Source organism: Dyadobacter pollutisoli (genome assembly GCF_026625565.1).
Taxonomy (GTDB): Bacteria; Bacteroidota; Bacteroidia; order Cytophagales; family Spirosomataceae; genus Dyadobacter; species Dyadobacter pollutisoli.
This window is the reverse complement of record NZ_CP112998.1, coordinates 3,144,407-3,165,128: the sequence shown is the minus strand read 5'-3', so window position 1 is coordinate 3,165,128 and position 20,722 is coordinate 3,144,407. Positions and strand designations below refer to the sequence as shown.

Below are 20,722 nucleotides of genomic sequence, written 5' to 3'. Positions count from 1 at the left end.
ATAAAATGAATGCGTATGGATAACCAGTTATGGCTTATACCCGCCCTGCCCCTCGCCGGCTTTCTGATCCTTGCGTTCGGGGGAAGCTTTTTGTCCAAAAAACTGATTGCCGCAACTGGCGCGGGCAGCATATGCCTTTCAGCATTAATTACCTTCGTGATCGGAATGGGCCTGCTTTCGTCAGAGACCGGTTTTTATTCCCAAACACTATGGACCTGGATAGATGTGGCCGGGTTCAATGCTAAGATTACGCTGACGATGGATGCCCTGTCGCTGGTTTTTGTTTTTGTGATCACATTCATTGGCGCACTGATACACATTTACTCCGCCGGTTTTATGGAGGGCGATAAGGATTATTCGCGGTTCTTCGCCTGTATGAATTTGTTTGTATTCTCCATGCTAGTGCTGGTACTGGCCGATAACCTGTTGCTGATGTACCTGGGCTGGGAAGGGGTGGGGCTGTGCAGTTATCTGCTGATCGGGTTTTGGTATGAAAATCCGGCCAATGGTTATGCGGCGCGTAAAGCATTCACCATCACCAGAATAGGGGATACGGCGATGGCCATCGGCCTTTTTATGGTCTTTTACCAATCGGGAACATTGGTAATTTCTGACATTACGGCCCGGGCACCGGAATTATGGCAGCAAAATAATACCACAGTCACTCTTATCGCATTGCTGCTCCTGGCTGGCGGTGTAGGAAAGTCGGCGCAACTTCCGTTACAGACCTGGCTGCCCGACGCTATGGCCGGACCTTCGCCGGTGAGTGCGCTCATACATGCGGCCACGATGGTTACTGCAGGTGTGTACCTGATCGCGAGAATGCACATTGTTTTTGAGCTTTCAGTAATTGCCCAAACGGTTGTAGCGATCATTGGTGCCGCTACTTTGCTGATCGCAGGCTTCACTGCGCTCACACAATACGATATCAAACGGGTACTGGCCTACTCGACCATGAGCCAGATCGGCTATATGTTTCTCGCACTGGGCGTGGGCGCATGGACGGCGGCGGTATTCCATTTTATGGTCCATGCTTTTTTCAAAGCATTACTCTTCCTGGCAGCGGGAGCGATCATTGAATCCCTTCATCATGAGCACAATATGTTTCGAATGGGTGGGTTGAAAGATAAAATGCCCGTTGTTTTCTGGACTTTCCTGATCGGCGCGGCGTCACTGGCGGCGGTACCGCTCATCAGTTCAGGTTTTTACAGTAAAGACCAGATCCTCTGGTACGCCTGGGGAGCGGAAGGAGGCAGCCCGTTGCTATGGGCGGTTGCGCTGCTGGGGGCATTGCTCACCGCTGCTTACACCACCCGGATGATGATCCTGACATTCTGGGGCGAATCCAAAACGCAGATAGGGCATCACCCCGGTAAGCGTATGACCATTCCGCTGATTGTCCTGGCTTTTTTCTCAGTAATCGTCGGGTTTATCGAGCTGCCACACAATTTCGGTCATTTCGCACTTTTTTCAGATTTGATGCATCGGGTTTTGCCTGAAACGATTTTGCGTGCGGATGTAAGTTCTGAATGGATGTTTCAGCTCTTGGCAGCTCTTGCTACTTTCAGCGGCATCTTCCTCGGGTACTTTTATTATGGTCAACAGCCGCGACGCATTGAAAATTTACGACAGAATGAAATGCTGGTTGGTTTGCACAGGTTCTGGTTTTCCGGCTGGGCGTTTGATCAGTTATATAATGTCTTGTTGGTCAGGCCTTTCGTTTTTGTAGCCAGGATCAATAAGGCTGATTTTGTCGACAGACTTTATACCGGCATTGTTTCAGTAACGGACGGACTTTACAGGTTGCTTTCCCGGACACAGTCGGGCTCGCTTCGGTGGTATATCATGGGCATGGTAATCGGTGCAATTGTCATATTAGGTATTCAGATGATGTTATGATGCTGGTTTTACTGATCGTGATTTTAATGACAGGAGGTGTGATTGCGCTTCTTGCCGGTAAATGGAACAAAAGCTTTCCACGCTGGATTGCATTGGTTTCCTGTCTCGTCGGACTGATGGTACTGGTGCTTTTCTGGCTGGACCAACACGACGTCCTGCATGTCAATAGCGACGAAAACTGGCTTGTGCAGTATCAAATGACCTGGATCCCTACATTTGGCATTACTTTTCACCTGGCCGTCGATGGGCTGAGCCTGTTATTGCTGATACTGACATTCTTCATTGGAATCCTGGCCGTGTTGTGTTCATGGGAGGAAATCAAGACGAGAACAGGTTTCTATTATTTCAACCTGCTTTGGATACTGGCCGGGGTGGCCGGGGTTTTTATGGCAATGGACCTCTTCCTTTTCTATTTTTTCTGGGAAGTAATGCTCATCCCAATGTATTTCCTGATCGGGATTTGGGGAAGCGAAAACAGGGTTTATGCTGCATACAAGTTCTTTATTTTTACACAGGCGAGTGGTTTGCTGATGTTCCTGGCGATCCTGGGGCTTTATTTTATTCATGGCAATAATACGGGCGTTTACACATTCAATTACTTTGAATTGATGGGCACCGTTATTCCCTCGCAGACTGCAATCTGGCTCATGATGGGTTTTATGGTCGCTTTTGCCGTCAAGCTGCCCATTGTTCCATTCCATACCTGGTTGCCCGACGCACACGGCGAAGCGCCCACTGCCGGCAGTCTGATCCTGGCTGGGTTGCTTTTAAAAACGGGTGCATACGGCATGTTGAGGTTTGTCATTCCGCTGTTTCCCGATGTTGCAAGACAAGTAGCCGTTCCGGCCATGGTATTGGGAGTAATAGGAATCATTTATGGCGCAGTGCTGGCCTATTCTCAAACCGATTTGAAAAGACTGGTAGCATTTACGAGTGTCAGCCATATGGGTTTTGTCCTCACCGGTATTTTCGCCTTCAATGAGCTGGCTTTGCAAGGCGTGGTGATGCAGCTGGTAACTCACGCGATCAGCACGGGCGCATTGTTTATCCTGGCGGGCATGATCAAGGAGCGGCTGCATACGAGGGATATGGACCTGATGGGAGGGCTATGGACGCAGATGCCACGACTGGGCACGATCGGAATGGTGTTTGCCATGGCTTCGCTGGGGCTGCCCGGATTGGGGAGTTTCATTGCCGAATTCCTGATTTTGCTGGGCGTATTCCATGCCCATTTCTGGGTAACGGTGATTGCCGCCTCCGGTCTGATCTTTTCGGCGGTGTATTCTTTGCGCATTGTCCAGAAAATATTTCTGGGGCCGGAGAAAGGGACAGGACATGTACCTGATTTTTCATTGAGAGAAATGATCATAATGACCGCGCTTACCGTGTCCATTGTGTGGCTGGGCTTGTACCCGCAGCCTGTGATCAATACTGCTAAGCCGGCCATTGTCAGACTGGTACAGCTGTTGCAACCTGATAGTGACATCAAATACGAGCAATCCCATGTCAGATAACGATTTCCATGCACTAATGCCATTGTTGCTGCTCGCCGGAGCTTCCGTGCTGGTGATGATGCTGATCGTCGCCAGACTTAGCCACCGTATTATTCAGATCGCCAGTCTGATACTATTCATTGTTTCATTTTCCTCCCTCATTTACATCCGGGATTCGCTTCCTTATCATGTTGATCCATTGTTTGTGATCGACGATTTCGGGGCGTTTATGATAGGTCTTATCATTTTTTCAGGGCTGGTCGTCAATGTTCTGTCTTATATTTATTTTGAAGAAAAAGAAGAAGGCCCCAGAGAGTATTATGTGCTGCTTTTCCTGTGTACGCTGGGAGCGTGCGTAATGGCCGTGAGCGAGCATTTTATCTCTCTTTTTCTGGGACTGGAAATTCTTACCGTGGGCTTGTATGCATTGATTGCCTACCTCCGAAAAAGGAACCATAGTATCGAGGCGGGAATCAAATATCTCATCCTGGCTGCATTTTCATCTGCATTTTTGCTTTTCGGCATGGCATTGATTTACCTGCAAACAGGCAGTATGGGTTTTTCTGATATGGCTGATGCGCTGGCTAATGTGAACACCATTCCTCCGTTATTTCTGATCGGGTTAGGTTTGATGTTGGTCGGCATTGGATTCAAACTGGCGGTGGTCCCGTTTCATATGTGGACGGCTGACGTATATCAGGGAGCGCCAGTACCGGTCACGGCGTTTATTGCCACAGCTTCCAAAGGAGGGGTTGTAGCCGTAATGTTGCGGTTTTTTGTAGCTATCGATGGATTCCGGTTCGAAGGGCTGGTGTTTTTGCTGATATGCATTGCGATTGCTTCCATGATCGTTGGTAACCTGTTGGCATTGAGGCAAACAAACATCAAGCGGATCCTGGCCTATTCGTCCATTGCACATCTGGGCTATTTACTGGTGGCATTTATTCCGGGAAGTGCGATGGCCCCGCAGGCGGTAAGCTTTTACCTGCTTGCTTATTTTGCTACAACGCTGGCTGCATTTGGGATCGTAGCCGTTTTGTCCGAAAGAGAATCTGATGCTGAGGAGTTGACCAGGTATAAAGCATTGTTTTGGAAACACCCTGTGCTGGCTTGTATATTAAGTTCTGCATTACTTTCGCTGGCAGGAATTCCGCTCACAGCAGGTTTTACGGGCAAATTCTACATTCTGGCTACCAGCCTTCAAAGCGGTTTCTGGCTATTGGCCATTGTATTGGTCGGTAGCAGCGTCATCGGCCTGCATTACTATTTGCGGGTCATTACGGTCATGTTTTCGGGAATCAATGATCATTTGCCCGAACCCAAGGAGAAGCATCCTCTTTTTTTCGCGATCAGTATCGTTGTCCTTTCCATACTTGCTGTCGTCATTATTTGGCTTGGCGTTTATCCCGACAGGATTATCAGCTTTGTCCAGCAGTTTCGGTTGAGGTAAGAAGTTCGCAAACTAATATTTATCATATTTTTTCTCCGAATAAATATGTAAATTGACGCAATAATCCTCTAATTCAGTGTTGTTATGGAAACTAAGCTCGCACCTCGCAGTGCCTGGTCAACCATTGCCAGGTTACACAGGCTAATGGTTTGCGTACTGCTGTTCAATATTTCAGAAGTCAATGCGCAAATCATTGTCCCTTATAAATCAAGCTGGAAGTATGCTACCGAAAGTGCTACTGCCCCTGCGTCAACCTGGAAAACTTCTGGTTTTAGTGATGCAGCCTGGAAAAGCGGAACTGCTCCTTTTGGTTTCGGCAGCCATTTTTACAATACATTACTTCAAAAAGGGCCCAACAATACGACTCCGCACTATCCCGCATTCTATTTTCGGAAAACGGTGAGCATAGCCAATACAGCGGCCTATAGCAAAGTTCGTTTGCGGGCATACCTGGACGATGGTATAGTGATCTACGTTAATGGCGTGGAGGTAAAACGTAAAAATATGAACGCCAACCCGAATGACCCCTACACTGGAATGGCCGGGGATTCGCTTACCATTGATACATTGCTGAGTACGTCACTTTTTCAAAACGGCAACAACCTCATTGCTGCGGAAGTACACCAAACCGGCCAAACGAGCAGCGACATTCTTTTTGATCTTCAATTGGAGGGGCAAACGCCGTCCCTGTTCCGGTATCCTTACCTGCAGCTCGCTTCTCATGATCGGATGACAGTTCAATGGTATACCAATGTGGCGACAACGGCCACGGTCCGGTACACCACCAATCCCGATCTGGAAATTTACCAGGAAGCTTCTTCCACGAAGAACGATACGCTGCACAGCGTTACATTGAAAAACCTTAATCCCGATACCAAATACTATTATAACGTCGGTTATTATGACGGTAACGAGTTCCGGCAATTGCAATATAATCCCCTGGTGAACTACTTTCGTACCTTACCTTCACCTGCGGACACAAGTCATGCGTTGCGTTTTTGGCTGTTGGGCGATTCCGGTGCCGGCACTTACAAAAATCCGCGGCCTTACAAAGTGCGCGATGCGTACCTGGCCTATCTGAGTGAGCGGAATAATCCAAATGTGGATGGTCTGGTATTTTTGGGGGATAACTCAAATACCAGCCCTTACGAAGGGCTTCAAACGGCATTGGACACAACCCTGTTTAAGTTTTACAACCGTCCCAATGACCAACAACTGCTTTCACATATCCCGTCCTGGACCGTCATCGGTAATCACGACTATGACTACGATACAAAATACGTTCACAGTGATGGTGTTACTTATTATGTCAGGAAAGCCTACCATAAAGAAACAGCAGCCAGTTTCTCTACGTTTGCTTACCCGGATAGTGCTCAAATAGGGGGAGAGCCTACGTATAACAAGAAAGGTTATTACTCTTTTAACCAGGGAGATATACATTTTGTGGTTTTGAACCCACCGCTCATTGAAAGCCAAAACACGGCCGATAACTGGGTAAAACCATTTGTACAGAATCTGTATAATATCTTCAGTAAAAATTCAATTGCGCTTGACGATACTTATAATACTCCTATCGACTCCCTTCCTCAGGTCAAGTGGTTGGTTAAAGATTTAAAGAGCAATAAAAAGAAATGGACCGTCGTCACCTTCCATTTGCCGCCCTTTTCCACCATTGGGCATTTCCCTACCGAGTACGACATGAAAAGGGTTCAGGAAAAGCTGTTGCCTATTTTGGAAAAACCGGAATACCATGTTGATGCTGTGATAGTATCTCACTCACACGCATACTTGCGGGCCGGGATGATCCGGAAAAGTGGGGCCCAGGCCAGGACCACCGACTTTTCCCAATCGGGAAATCTGGGGCGATATCCTGCATCCCGTCCATACATAAAAAAGAGCACTGAGACGGCTTATACTTATGTTATGTCCGGATCAGCCGGACGCGGATGGTACGATGTTAATAATCCTACTGATAACGATGCAGGTTTTCCAACCAATTCAAGTGTCCAGCATCCCAGTACCTCCGTTCCTCCTCTTGACAACCTGACAGGGGACAATACCACCGATTTTTATCACAAGCAAGGTGGTTCTGTAGAGTTGGTATTCAAAGAAAACAGGCTGGATGTGAAGTTCATCAAGGAATCGGACGTGGCACCCCGCTACGTGATCGCCGACTCTTTTGTGGTGATGAAGGATGTGAATAAAAAAACAAATCTTACCGTACAAAATGGCGGAGATGCTGTGAAGCTGAAAGCCTCCTGGGTCGGTGATTATAATTGGTACTCTTCGCAGCAGCCGAATCAAATTCTTACATCCGGCATACGGGAGCTGAGCCTGGGGCCAAATAGCAGCAGCACTTTTTATGTCCGGGACCAAACTGGCTACCTGGCTGATACTTTCAATATAACTGTGGTCAATCCCAAACCCACCGTTACTAATGATACACTTATTCCCTACCGTTCACAGTGGCTATACCCATTGTCGGCAGGTTTCGCGACTAAAAGTGTGAAGTTGAGCGAGCAATGCGTAGCGTCATGGACATTTTCTCCCCCAGCGTTCGAACTGCCTCAAAAAGGTATACTAGGACTCGGTCACACTGATGAGGGATACAAGCTCCCCAATCAGCTGATGGAAAAAGTTTTCATTGTAGCCGACAGGTTGTGGTTCAGGCGAAGTTTTATATTGAATGGCTCCACATTAACCTATGCCAATTTCAAGCTTACGTTAGTGATGGATAAGAACCTGGCCACTCGGAAATCTTTTACTACCAAAGTACAATCGATCCTGATCAACGGGCAGGAGGTTACCATAGAGAATACTACCAGCACGGATATAGCTAATGGCCGGGAGGAAGTAACCTATACTTTGACCAACAAGGGATTTAGCTATGGTATCAATTATATTCTGGTGAGTTTCTATTTAACTCCAATATCGCCGCTGGTGTATCCAATGGACGCCAGTAAAGACCCATTTACTTTTGATGCACAGCTGATCAGTACTTCGCTTCCTTCGGCGCCCCCACCGCGGACCAACCAATTCAAACTGGTTAATGCCACATTGGCATCTCAGGAGGTTTGCGCAGGTGATACGGTAAGTGTGCACTTTGCGGCCCTGGGCAATGAAACAGACTTTTCGCTGGTGTATGAGGCTAAGCTGGTTGCTCCTTCCGGGGACATTCCATTGGCTGAGGGGACCAAATCCCCCATTGTGGTACAACTTCCATCTAACATTGAGGAGGGGAATTATAAAATAAAGGTTACCACCAAGAGCGCATTTATGGATCAGCTGGAAAGTTCAGAAATGAAAGTAAAGGTACTCCCCAAAGCAGCGATCACTCCGAACCCGACGATATCTGTCTGGAAAGGAGAACTGTTTTCGATACCCGTCAAGTTTGAAGGAGGTGGCCCGTGGAATTATGTTTTGTCTGATAGCAGCAAGGGTACTTCCGTTCCGACAGCAACAGCAATTCAGGTCAAAGCTAGCCGTACAGGTACTTACACGATCAGTTCGGTTTCCAATAGCTGCGGTGTGGGACAGGCAACGGGTAGTGTTCAGGTGGAAGTGAAAGAACCGATTTTATCAGTTGGCAAGATTAACGGATTTACATCCGCACCTCTCAAAACGGCACTTTGCGACGGGGATTCGATTTCAGTTGCGTACTCGGTCGTAGGTCCCAACAGCCAACGGACATATGCCATTGAGCTGTCCGACCCGAATGGAAACTTTGGTACGCCGGTTGTCCTGGGCACCGGTACTGCTAACCCTCTTCGCGTACTGCTCCCGACATCAATATCGGAGAGCGATAAGTACCGTATTCGGGTGAAAGCGTTAAACCCGGATGTTGATTTTACATTGGGTAATTCTGATGTAATAACCATTAGAAAAATGGCCGCGGGGAATTTTACTGTGAGCAAAGAAGCTATTTATAATAAAGAAGAGATCAAATTAAATGTGGCTTTAACCGGTACTCCGCCAGTCTACTACTACTTACGCTATGGCACTGATACCCTGCGCGGAAATACAAGTCAGGCTGTGTTGGAACGGACGATAGCGCTTCGTGAGACTACGGTGTTTTCGTTGGATTCCGTCCGCAATGTCTGTGGTTATGGTTTGGTTTCGGGAAACCGGACTGTGACCGTCAACCTGTTGGTAGGTCTCGACCCTCTTTCTGTTCACGGCATAACGGCCTATCCCAATCCTACCTCAGACTTCATTTTGTTAAAAAGTAACCACCTTTGGAGAGGATCGCTGCAATGGCGTATTTATCACACCAATGGCAAAGTAATGCAACGAGGGGATAGGAAACCGCTGGCGAACACACCGTTTGAAATCAACATAGGTGCCTTGCCGGCAGGCCTTTATATTTTGGGATTAACGGAGGGAAATGAGCAAAGTACCTGGAAGATTATAAAGAAATAAATGAGATCTCCGGGTGATAAAAGACGCAATGTTCATCGTGAGCATTGCGTCTTTATTTTTTGTTTCCGAAGTTTTTGTATACTTTTCTATGTTCATACATACGAACATACTTTTCGGCTTGTATTTTCTAAACTAAATAATCACGTAAGGTAATGGTTCAACAGGTTGGTGTCCGTTTTTTTGCAAGAGCATTTTCCCCTTTCTTATTACTCTTTTTGGCTTTCCAGCAGACCTATGGTCAGGAAAAGACGATATGGAAAATAGGAGAGGCTGACAATTCGCCTTCGGGTATGGCACTGGCCCCTGATCAGTTCAAACGCTTTCTGGAAAAAGACTTCGGCTATGAGGATAATTTTTTTCTGATAGGCCATTCTGAAACCCAGAAAGACTGGCCTTATGTGTTACCCGGACCGGTCAATGGCTGGGGTGGTACGGGAGGTACTTCGGGGATCAGGTCCCATTTTCTGACAGCGTTATTTGACATTAAAAATAAACCGACTGCCGGTAAGTGGATGTTGGTGGTAGATATTCTGGAAACTGATTCACTGTCTGCGCCTTTTTTTAAGGTGCTTGTCAATGGTAAATCGTGGGAATTCCAGCTTGAAAAAGGGTCCGGTTTTAAAGATCCGGGCAGATTTACTGCTAACCCCAAAGAACAGCTCGTTAAAATTGACATTCCTTCGGATTTGATCAAAACGGGGGTTAACGAGATTGTAATGACCACACTGCAAGGCGGTTGGCTGGCATTTGATCAGGTGAAACTGGAAGGTCCGGCGCAAGCGGTCCTTTCTGCTCCCGGCAAAGCGCTGCTTAGGAATGTAGAAAGTGCCGACTATGAACTGAACGTTGACGGAAAGTTAATCCAGCCATTATTAATTGATGTGACGCAGCTTCGCAGTGAGCCGGTGATCGAAGTAAAGGTGGATGGAAAGGTCATTTTAACCCAAAAGATAGAAGAAGGACGCTATACTCTTGAAGCACCTATGCCCGCGGTTACCCAGTCTGTATCAGCCACATTTCAGGTTTATGCAGACAAGCAACTCATAAGCTCCGGCAAGATAGAGCGGGCGAAAAAGAGACTCAGAACACCGGCAGGTTATGTGAATACCATGCTGGGAGCGGGACATTCGAGATGGATGATCGCACCGGGGCCCTGGATGCCTTTTGGAATGGTTAAGTTGAGCCCTGATAATCAAAACGGAGGCTGGCAGGCGGGGTATGACCCTACTTTCGAATCCATTGGTACATTCAGCCACATTCACGAATGGACGATGACGGGCCTTGGTATTTTCCCAACCTCCGGACCGTTGCAGATCAAAATGGGTAGCCAGAATAATCCGGATGAAGGTTACCGTTCAAGAATCGACAAAAGCACAGAGAAGGCGCCTTTGGGTTACTATAAAGTGAACCTGGCAGACAACAACATTACGGCTGAGCTGACCGCGACAACCCGTGGATCATTCCAGAAATATACCTACCACGAAAGTGCTGTCGGTCGCGTCATGGTAGACCTTCAAATCCCGACCGAATATGGGTATAGGGTCAAAAACGTGAAGATTGATAAAGTGGGTCCACAGCGCATTGAGGGGTATAGCGATCAGCTTTCAAGGAATGTCTGGTCGGGCGGGATCGATCAGCAATATAAGGTACATTTCGTGATTGAATTTGATCAGCCCATTAAAAATTATGGGGTATGGCTTAATGATGAAGTGAAAAAGGAAACGAACCTGGCAGCAGACAGCGCGAAGAACGCAGGCCTTTATCTTGAATTTGATACAGAAAAAAACAAGGTTTTGCAGGTGCGGTCGGGGATTTCCTATGTAAGTATTGAAAATGCTGCGCTCAATCTGAAAACTGAAATCTCTGACCCGTTCGGTTGGGATTTCGAGCTGGTAAGAAGTAATCAGGAGAAGGTTTGGAATGATTTACTGGGGCGGGTAGCGATTTCGAGCAACGACAAACGTGAAAAAGAGCGCTTTTATACCAATATGTACCGGTCGCTGGCGAGCAGAAATACATTCAGTGATGTGGATGGCAGCTGGCGCGATGCGGATGAAGTAGTCAACAAATTTGAAAATAAAGATGACGTAGCATTGGGCTGTGATGCTTTCTGGAACACGTTCTGGAACCTGAACCAGTTCTGGAACCTGGTAACGCCCGAATGGTCGAACAGATGGGTTAAATCCCAGCTGGCTATGTACGACCGCGGGGGGTGGCTGGCAAAAGGCCCTGCCGGGATGGAATACATTCCCGTGATGGTGGCTGAGCACGAAGTCCCGCTGATCGTAGGCGCATACCAAATGGGCATCCGCGGGTACGACGTGGGCAAAGCTTACGAGGCTGTCCGCAAGATGCAAACCACCCCTGCCGAGTCAATTGGCGGAGGACGGGCCGGAAACGAAGACCTGACGACTTATTTGCAACATCAGTATGTGCCTTATGATCAGGGGAGGTTTTCGAACTCGCTGGAATATAGTTTTGACGACTATACCGTTTCCCAGTTTGCCAAAGCATTGAATAAAAAAGAAGATTATCTGAAATTCGGCGAAAGAGGAAATTGGTGGAAAAATGTGATCGATCCCAAGACCGGATTTGCCCGGATGAAGGATGCAAAAGGCAATTGGCTTGCAGATTTCGACCCTTTTAAATCCGGCGCTAACCATCACTATGTCGAAGGTAATGCCTGGCAGCTTACATTTTTTGTCCCTCAGGATGTCCCAGGTTTGGCAAAAACAATGGGTGAAAGTGAGTTTGTAAGAAGGCTGGATTGGGGATTCAATGAGAGCGTAAAGTGGCGCTATAATGGCCCGAATGATCAATATTGGGATTATCCGGTGGTACAGGGAAACCAGCAATCAATGCATTTTGCTTTTCTTTTCAACTGGGTTAAAAAGCCGTGGCTGACACAGAAATGGAGCAGGTCTGTGGTGGACCGGTATTACGGGCATGAAGTTTCCAATGCATATCTGGGCGATGAAGATCAGGGGCAAATGAGTGCATGGTTTGTAATGAGCACGCTCGGGCTCTTTCAAACGGACGGCGGAACCCGCGTCGACCCGATTTATGAAATCGGAAGTCCAATGTTCAAAAAATCAGTCATTAATCTTGGAGAGCAGTTTGGAAGAGGCAAGACCTTTACCATTGAGGCTAAAAATACTTCCCGGAAAAACGTATATGTTCAAAATGCAACCCTGAATGGGAAACCCCTGACCAATTTCTGGTTCAAAGCTACCGATCTGTTAAAAGGCGGGTCGCTCGTTTTAGAAATGGGCCCGGTGCCTAATATAAAATGGGGTATAGGTGCCCTTCCGGCTGCGGAATGATGTAAGGTTTAGTATCCGCCACACACCTGCCAATATTCATCTCAATTCGCCCTTTTGAATTCAATAAAATGACATTTTTCATACAGAAAATGTCATTTTATTGAATTGTCCCCTCTTTGATGTGAGAATACCGCCCCTTCGGTAGCTCAGTATAATCCTACTTTTGCTTGATCCTATCCAGATTTGTCGTTCTGCGCTTTGCTATCGGCTGGATCCCGGACGGGTTACCTACGCTATCCCTTTTTCTATTTTTCATCTATTAATGCCTGTTTTATGTCAACACTGTTACGAGGTCAGCTTCATTTGTTAGTGATTTTATTTTGCTCGCTGGGGTGTATCTTCAATTGTCTCGGCACCGGATTATATATAAATCGCATTGCCGGGGACAGCACTATTCAACTGCACATTAATCCGGATATTACCCATCAAACGATCAGACATTTTGGGGCGTCCGATACCTGGTCATGTCAGTTTGTAGGAAAATGGCCTGATGCTAAAAAGAATGCGATTGCCGATTTGCTTTTCAGTAACGAGCCCCTGGCGACTGGCGGCTTGAAGGGTATTGGTCTTTCTCTCTGGCGTTTCAATGTCGGATCGGGATCGACTGAGCAAGGTGACGCGAGTGGCATTAAAGATGATTGGAGGCGAACGGAATCTTTTCGGAAAGCCGACGGTACCTACGATTGGGACAAACAAGCCGGCCAATTGTGGTTTATGAGTGCTGCGAAGACGCGCGGTGTAAATGAATTCCTTATTTTTCCCAATACTCCGCCGGTCCATTTAACGGTAAACGGGAAGAGTTATGCCTCCAACGGACAGCCCAATCTGAAACCTGGGCAATTTGGGGATTTTAGCAATTTTTTAGCCGATATCGTCGATGGGATTCGCAACCGTACCGGCATTACTTTTCAGTACATTAGCCCCATCAATGAGCCTCAGTGGGATTGGAGCCATGCTGGGCAGGAGGGAACGCCGTTTCTGAATGACCATGTTGCTTCCGTGACCAGTTCTTTAAGCGCCGCGTTGTTAAAAAGAAAACTTCCCACCCAGATTGTAGTCGCCGAAGCTGCACAGATCGACTACCTCTATTCGGATTTTGGCATGCCAGCCAGAGGAACTAATATCTATACCTTTTTCGATAAAAATTCCGCACATTACCTGGGTAGCCTTCCAAATTTACATCCTGTCATTTCCGGGCACAGTTATTTGACGACATCTCCCTTCGAGCTTTCAGAAATCAAAAGAAAACAGCTGGCATCGGCTGTTAAAAAAGTGCCGGGGCTTGACTACTGGATGACCGAGTATTGTGTTTTGGGTGACAATGAGGGGGAAATTAAAGGAGAAGGTCGTGACTTAACGATCCACACCGCGCTGTATGTGGCAAGGGTTATTCACAATGATTTAGCCAATGCGAATGCCTCCGCCTGGCATTGGTGGCTCGCTGTTTCCCCATATGACTACAAAGACGGGCTGGTTTATATTGACAAGAACAAGGAAAACGGATCATTCCAGACATCAAAAATGCTGTGGGCTTTGGGTAATTTCAGCGCATTTATCCGGCCGGGAGCAGTCAGGATTGAGCTTTCCGGGCTTCCTGGTAATCCGGACCTGCTTGCTTCATCATACAAGAACACGACTGGCGAAATAGTCACAGTCTTAGTCAATTCAGGTACAGAGAAAGTTAATGTCAACCTTGCTTTGCCAGCGGGCAAGTTACAAGACGTAAAGCAATATGAGACATCGGCCGACAAGGATCTGGTTCAAACCCAAATTCTGAAAGAGGGTAACAATCTGACGATCAATGCGAAGAGCATTGTTACCGTTATAGGTAAAATTCACCCATAGTCAGCGAAGGTATTTGATCACCCATCGGCAAAATGTATGAGACTTTCACTGAAAACCGTTCATCGCCTTTCGGCATATTTACTGATCACTTTTATCGCATTTCATTTTTTCAATCACTTACTAGCCCTTTTGGGGCCCGATGCTCATACGGCGACGATGAGACTGTTTCGAAACGTATATAGAATTCCATTTGTAGAAATTGGCTTAATGCTAAGCGTACTGACGCAAACGATCAGTGGGATAGTACTGATCATTAAGCAACCACATTTTTGGAAATCGAAAGTTTCGGCTTTACAGGTCGCCAGCGGGCTTTATCTTGCATTCTTTCTGATCAATCATGTTCGTGCGGTGCTGATGGCCCGCTATTCATGGCACATTGAAACGGATTTTTACTTCGCTGCCAATGTCGCCGTTGATCCCAATACGAAGTCATTTTTTCTTCCTTATTATTCGTTTGCGGTCCTGAGCGTATTCCTGCATCTGGCATGCGCCCATTATCGCAGGAGGCTAATGCTTAGTGGTGATCTTTTCACCGAAAACCGGCAATTTCAGGTCCGTGTGAAGCGGGAAGCGATGCTGATCGGGGTATCGGGCATCGTTGTTGCTGCATTGATAATGGCCAGTTTTGGGGGCTTTTTGTATAAGTTTTGATCAAAAAACGTCCCTCAGTTGTTACTGACTGCGTGGCGGCCGTAGATGGCCGCCACCTTTGATAGTGATGAGATCCGGTATTTAAAAGCAATGGCGCCATAAAGATCTTTGTTGTTGTGCCTATTTAAGATTAAATTTAACTATGTCAAGGATTGGGGGCAGCGCCGCTCGTCGAAAGAATTTAATGAGGGTAAAAATCTAACTACAACTGAAATGAAGTAGGTCGGGTCTGTTTCCTGTTTTTGTATGTTTTAGTGAATCATTTGAAAACGGCAGGTCTTGTAATAGGCGTAGTTATTTTGTTGTGCACTTGGGCAAAAGGCCAGCCGGGTGCACAACAACCGGGTGCGGCCCGGCCGCGCTCGGCCCAACCGAATGCGGCCCAACCCTATGTGGCGTGGGTGAAGCATTATGGCCCCGAGGATGGCCTTGCGCACCGGGAAGTAAATGCGATCTTTCAGGACCGGCAAGGATTTATATGGTTTGGTACCAAGTTTGGACTCAGCCGGTTTGATGGGAAAACTTTTACCAATTTCACCAAAGATCGTAACGGGCTTGAATTTGATGATATACAATCCATTGCCCAAGACGCCGATGGCCTGTTATGGCTCATGGGGCCGTATGGGGAATCCCGGATAGCCCTGTTCAATCCATTGACGGGAAAGACAATTCCTTTTGAGAAAAAATTCGGAGAAAAGCACACCGGTAACTACTTGAATTTTCCGCAGCGCCTATTTGGCAGCACGGATGGAACTATATTTTTTGCCAATTTCCGTCCAGCTGTACTTTCGTCTTATCACCCAAAATCAGGCCTTAGGCATGTCCGTCTTTCGCGGTTCAAACAACTGACCATCCGCCAGATAACCGCTCGCAATACCGTTTGGGCCATCGCCGACGGACAGAATTTTGTTGAACTTACCACTGACGGACGAATTCTTAAAGAGTATAAGCATGCAGAGGACTTGTTTACAAATTGTCTGGGGCAACGCAACGCGGGTACCGAATTTTGTTATTTGGCTTCAAATCTGTCAGACGGCTTCGTTAAAGCGTACAGAATTGACGACTCGGGCGAACGGCACCAAATTCCGCACACACAGCAACCCGTTTTATCACATGCACTTTTTCCGGTTTGTTATGTCTTTGATAAAACCGGCGCAATATGGGATGGAACCCGTCTCCGCGACAAAACCGGTGCATTGCTTCTGGATATTGCGGATCAGCTGACGGGAGAAGCCGTAGTCAACCGGAGCTTTTTTGTGGATCAAAATGGTTCGATGTGGTTGGGGACAAGTTTTGGCGTGTATCAGATAAAAGTGGTGCCCAATTACTTTCGAAGGTTATTTTACAATGCTACCTACACCGGAGAAAAAGCAGCTGCCATTCGCGGAATCACAGTTAGCGGGGACACACTCTATGCCAGTTTCGAAAAGTTTGGACTGTACACCAGCAATATAGTCGGTGGATCGGTAAAAAAACTTTTGAGCGATCCGCTTCATGGGCCAACAATTGCCCTGATCGATCATCCGCCTGGGCGGCTCATGATAGGATTGGCAAATCAATTGGTTGACTATGACCGTAAAACTGGCAAGCAAACGGCATATCAGCTACTCAATAACAGTACGATATGGGCGCTCCATCCATTTGGTGAAGATCGGTGGCTGGCAGGCGGTCGTCTGGGGTTGTGGGTGGCGGATTCCAAAACCGGCCGGCTGGAATCATTTGCCGACTATAACCAGTTTCCCGAGCTTGCGCAGTCGCATGTGCTATACATTGCGCCTGATCGGAATGGTACGTTCTGGATTTGCTCGGGAACCGGTTTGTATACCATTGACCCGGTCAAAGGCGTCACTGCCCGGTATTGGAGTGGTGGGAAAGGTAGTTTTCATTTGCCAGGTGACGCTTACGAGCATTTTTATCAGGATCAAAACGGTATCTATTGGTTGGGAACAGCCAATGCAGGATTGATACGATGGGATAAGAAACGGAATGAATACCGGCAGTTCCGGCGCACAGAGGGGCTCACCAATGACAATATACACGCCATATACCCGGATCGGAGAGGCACGCTTTGGTTAAGCAGCGACCACGGTATCATGCAATTCAACCCGGCCAAGCTGACTACCCGGGCGTATTTTACCCAGGACGGTGTTACCCATGATGAGTTTAACCGCATCGCGCATTTTCAGGATAAAGCCGGAAAGATATATTTTGGGGGGCTGAATGGAATTACTTCGTTTGATCCCCGGGACTTCGAAAGCGAAAAACCGCCGGCTCCGCTGCCTATGCGCGTGGTTTCGTTTCGTCAATTCGATAACGCACTGGGTCAGCTCAAAGACAAAACAGAGGAACTCGCTAAAACGCAGCAAATCATTATCCAGCCAGGTGAACAAACCGCTGTGCTTGAATTTGCAATGCTGAATTTTGCCGACGCAGATAAGAACGTATATGCCTATCAGTTGAAGGGCCTGGACAATGCCTGGACCCAGCAGGCCGAATCGTCGTTAAGGCTGGGGAACCTGCCTTACGGCCAATACCAGTTACTGATCAAGGGGCAGGCGACCAACGGGCAATGGTCGTCCAACACATTAACGATCGGGATTGACGTCAGGCGGCCTTTTTATCTACAGTTATGGTTTCTGGGCTTAGTAACGCTGTTATTGATTGCCGGTATCTGGGGCTGGTTGAAATGGCGGATCTGGAACCACCAGCAGGAACAACTCCGACTCGAAGCCGAGATCAGGCACGCTACTGCCCGCATTGAACAGGATAAACAAGTTATTGAGCGTCAGGCGAAGTCGCTTCATCTGCTCAATGAAGCCAAGTCACGGTTTTTTGCCAATATTTCCCACGAGTTTCGCACACCGCTGACTGTTATTCTGGGTATGACCTCTGAGCTGAAACGTTACGAACCCAGCCAGATTGTAGAGCGAAGCCGTCGGGTGGCTGACTTGATTGAGCGCAATGGCAGTAGCCTGCTGCGGTTGATCAATCAGATTCTGGACCTTTCCAAACTCGAATCGGGGGCAATGTCCTGGCAGCCGATCCGGGCTGATTTCGTCCGGTTCGCACGTTATGTCGCCGAGTCTTTCGATACCATGGCAGCCGCCAAGGACATTCAAATGCATTTTCATTCGGCTGAGCGGGATTTGGAAGCCGATTTTGACAAAGATAAACTGCAAGATATTTTATCGAATCTTTTAACCAATGCTATCAAATTTACACCAAGCGGTGGCCAGGTATACCTCCGGTTAACGGTCGATTCCACTACGGCCAGCGAAAACGAAGGGCCACTCCATAGCCAGGGATTTTATGAAGCGGTTTCGTCGGTACAACAGCCGGATAGCCAATGGATTTCAATCTACGTCCGTAATACCGGTCCGGGTATCGAAGCCGATAAGTTGCCGCTGATCTTTGATCGGTTTTTTCAGGTTTCCGGCCAGCAGGCTTCCGAAACAAGCGGGACTGGCATTGGCCTGGCGCTGGTACGTGAACTGGTCTCCCTGATGCAGGGCGGCCTGGCGGTTCGAAGCGTACCCGGGCAGGGAGCTGAGTTTCTGGTTCGTTTCCGCCGGACCCGGCAAGCGCCCTTCGTTCTGCTACCACAGGTCGAGCTGGTTTCCAGTAGCCTTGAAATGCCGGAAACGCCCACAGTACCGAGTGATGTAGCCGGAGAAAAACCGGTTCTGCTGCTGGTGGAAGACAATGAGGATGTAGCCGCTTACATTGTCTCCGCGATGAGTACCGATTACCACATTATCCGCGCCGACAATGGTGAGGCAGGCATTGAACTGGCATTAGAAAATATCCCGGACCTGATCCTGACCGATGTGATGATGCCATTGAAAGATGGTTATGAGCTGTGCGATTCACTGAAAAACAATCCCGCGACAAGTCACATTCCGATCGTCATGCTGACTGCCCGGGCTGGTATGGCGGACCGGATCAGCGGACTTCGCCGTGGCGCCGACGCTTATCTGACTAAACCGTTTCAACGGGAGGAGTTGGAGGTTGTGCTGAGTAACCTGCTGCAATCCCGCCGCCGGTTATGGGCCTATTACAGCCAGCAGGTAATGGAGTCTGCGCACGCGGACATGGCACCTGTTGAGGAAAACGAGTCTCTCGAAAATTTGTTTTTGCAAAGACTACGGTCAGCATTGGAAGAGCAGTGGGGCAATAACCCGGCATCGATGGAAACGATTTGCCAACAGATTGGTATGAGCCGCTCTTCGCTCCACCGGAAGATGATCGCCCTCACTGGAATGTCGGTCACCCGCTATGATCGAATGCTCCGCCTGACCGAGTCCCGCCATTTGCTGACCACTACTGCCATGACTGTTTCCGAAGTAGCTTATGCAGTGGGATTTGAAGATCCCAAGTATTTCAGCAGGCTGTTTTCCGAAGAATTTGACCAATCTCCGACCGAATTCCGGCGGTTGAAACAATAGTCCACCTTTTTGAACGAATAGTCCACCACAACCCGCGCAGCCTTCGATACGTTTGCTGCATGGGTTTTATGCCATCCCCCTGTTTCACACTGGCACATTTGTAACCTAAACTATTTCAATTCAAAACGATGACAACGAATCAGTCTACTGAACCCTCGCCCGGGCACATTCTTCAAATGGGTACCGGCTTTTGGGCATCTAAAGTATTGTTGACCGCCGTCGAATTCGACCTGTTCACCCTGCTGGCCGACAGCAATCCGTTAACTGCCGCTCAACTGAAACAAAAACTGAACCTGCATTGCAGCGACAGGAATATGTACGACTTTTTGGATACGCTCACCGGATTTGGCTTTTTAAACCGTACCGGCATCCTGGAAACCGCCGCCTATTCCAACACACCCGATACTGATCTGTTTCTGGACCTAAAAAAGCCAACCTATGTCGGGGGAATGCTCAAAATGCTTAACAACCGCCTGTACGGTTTCTGGGGAACGCTGGAAGAAGGGCTGCGGACCGGAAAGCCACAAAATGAAGCAAAGCATGGAGAGAATTTGTTTGATGCAATTTATAAGTCACCCGAACAATTGGAAAGCTTTATGAACGCCATGACCGGCATTCAGATAGGGGCATTTATGGCTTTCGCTCAAAAGTTTGATTTTTCAAAATACAAAACCCTGACGGATGCAGGTGGTTCCAGCGGCTTACTTTCTACGGTGGTTGCCAATCACCAGGCACACATGTCCTGCGTAAGTATGGACCTGCCGGGTGTGACCGCTATTGCGGAAAAAACGATCGCGAAAGCCGGGTTAAACGGACGGGTTAAGGCGGTATCGGGTGACTTTTTCAACGATGCCTTTCCGGCAGCCGATATGGTGGTTATGGGTAACATTCTTCATGACTGGGATGAGGAACAAAAACTCAGCCTGATGAAAAGCGCCTATGCTGCTCTGCCCAAAGGAGGAGTTTTTGTGGCCATTGAAAATGTAATTGATGATGACAGAAAAACAAATGTCTTCGGCCTGATGATGAGTTTAAATATGCTCATTGAAACAGGTACCGGCTTCGACTACACTTTCGCGGACTTCACCAGATGGGCTCAGCTAGTGGGGTTCAGTTCCACCTCGTTGCTGCCGCTCGTAGGGCCGACCAGTGCGGCCATTGCCCTTAAATAATGCGGCTCTCTTTTAATAAATAAAG

The 20,722-nt window shown here is 47.8% G+C and carries 9 protein-coding genes; all 9 read left to right on the top strand.

Going from position 1 to position 20,722, the window contains the following annotated elements; genetic code table 11:
- Positions 1 to 15: 15 nt before the first annotated feature.
- The 9 genes from nuoL to ON006_RS12880 all read left to right on the top strand — a co-directional run bounded on the left by nuoL (position 16) and on the right by ON006_RS12880 (position 20,697).
- Positions 16 to 1,899 (top strand): NADH-quinone oxidoreductase subunit L, encoded by a 1,884-nt coding sequence (nuoL, locus tag ON006_RS12920; RefSeq protein ID WP_244820207.1) that lies wholly within the window; start codon positions 16 to 18, stop codon positions 1,897 to 1,899.
- Positions 1,896 to 3,413, top strand: a complete 1,518-nt coding sequence (nuoM, locus tag ON006_RS12915) for an NADH-quinone oxidoreductase subunit M (RefSeq protein ID WP_244820206.1) — start codon at positions 1,896 to 1,898, stop codon at positions 3,411 to 3,413. The genes nuoL and nuoM overlap by 4 nt, the downstream gene beginning before the upstream one ends.
- A complete protein-coding gene (locus ON006_RS12910; RefSeq protein ID WP_244820205.1) occupies positions 3,403 to 4,842 on the top strand; it encodes an NADH-quinone oxidoreductase subunit N in 1,440 nt (479 codons plus the stop codon). Before nuoM ends, ON006_RS12910 begins: the two co-directional genes overlap by 11 nt.
- Positions 4,843 to 4,926: 84 nt before the next feature.
- A complete protein-coding gene (locus ON006_RS12905) occupies positions 4,927 to 9,261 on the top strand; it encodes a metallophosphoesterase (protein WP_244820204.1) in 4,335 nt (1,444 codons plus the stop codon).
- Between the two features lie 152 nt (positions 9,262 to 9,413).
- On the top strand, positions 9,414 to 12,584 hold the full coding sequence (locus ON006_RS12900) for a glycoside hydrolase family 92 protein (protein ID WP_244820203.1): 3,171 nt from the start codon (positions 9,414 to 9,416) through the stop codon (positions 12,582 to 12,584).
- Between the two features lie 273 nt (positions 12,585 to 12,857).
- A complete protein-coding gene (locus ON006_RS12895) occupies positions 12,858 to 14,429 on the top strand; it encodes a glycoside hydrolase family 30 protein (RefSeq protein WP_244820202.1) in 1,572 nt (523 codons plus the stop codon).
- Positions 14,430 to 14,465: 36 nt separating this feature from the next.
- Entirely contained in the window at positions 14,466 to 15,080 is a 615-nt protein-coding gene (locus ON006_RS12890) for a hypothetical protein (RefSeq protein WP_244820201.1), read from the top strand.
- 299 nt (positions 15,081 to 15,379) lie between these two features.
- Positions 15,380 to 19,525, top strand: coding sequence for a hybrid sensor histidine kinase/response regulator transcription factor (locus ON006_RS12885; protein WP_244820200.1), 4,146 nt, complete (start codon positions 15,380 to 15,382; stop codon positions 19,523 to 19,525).
- A gap of 128 nt (positions 19,526 to 19,653) precedes the next feature.
- Positions 19,654 to 20,697 carry a methyltransferase gene (locus ON006_RS12880; RefSeq protein ID WP_244820199.1) on the top strand — a complete coding sequence of 348 codons (1,044 nt, stop codon included), beginning with the start codon at positions 19,654 to 19,656 and terminating at the stop codon, positions 20,695 to 20,697.
- Positions 20,698 to 20,722 lie beyond the last annotated feature (25 nt).

What these genes read in the sequence shown, in the direction of transcription:
- nuoL (WP_244820207.1), top strand. Translation starts at nt 16, where the DNA reads ATGGATAACCAGTTATGGCTTATACCCGCCCTGCCCCTCGCCGGCTTT.
- nuoM (WP_244820206.1), top strand. Translation starts at nt 1,896, where the DNA reads ATGATGCTGGTTTTACTGATCGTGATTTTAATGACAGGAGGTGTGATT.
- ON006_RS12910 (WP_244820205.1), top strand. Translation starts at nt 3,403, where the DNA reads ATGTCAGATAACGATTTCCATGCACTAATGCCATTGTTGCTGCTCGCC.
- ON006_RS12905 (WP_244820204.1), top strand. Translation starts at nt 4,927, where the DNA reads ATGGAAACTAAGCTCGCACCTCGCAGTGCCTGGTCAACCATTGCCAGG.
- ON006_RS12900 (WP_244820203.1), top strand. Translation starts at nt 9,414, where the DNA reads ATGGTTCAACAGGTTGGTGTCCGTTTTTTTGCAAGAGCATTTTCCCCT.
- ON006_RS12895 (WP_244820202.1), top strand. Translation starts at nt 12,858, where the DNA reads ATGTCAACACTGTTACGAGGTCAGCTTCATTTGTTAGTGATTTTATTT.
- ON006_RS12890 (WP_244820201.1), top strand. Translation starts at nt 14,466, where the DNA reads ATGAGACTTTCACTGAAAACCGTTCATCGCCTTTCGGCATATTTACTG.
- ON006_RS12880 (WP_244820199.1), top strand. Translation starts at nt 19,654, where the DNA reads ATGACAACGAATCAGTCTACTGAACCCTCGCCCGGGCACATTCTTCAA.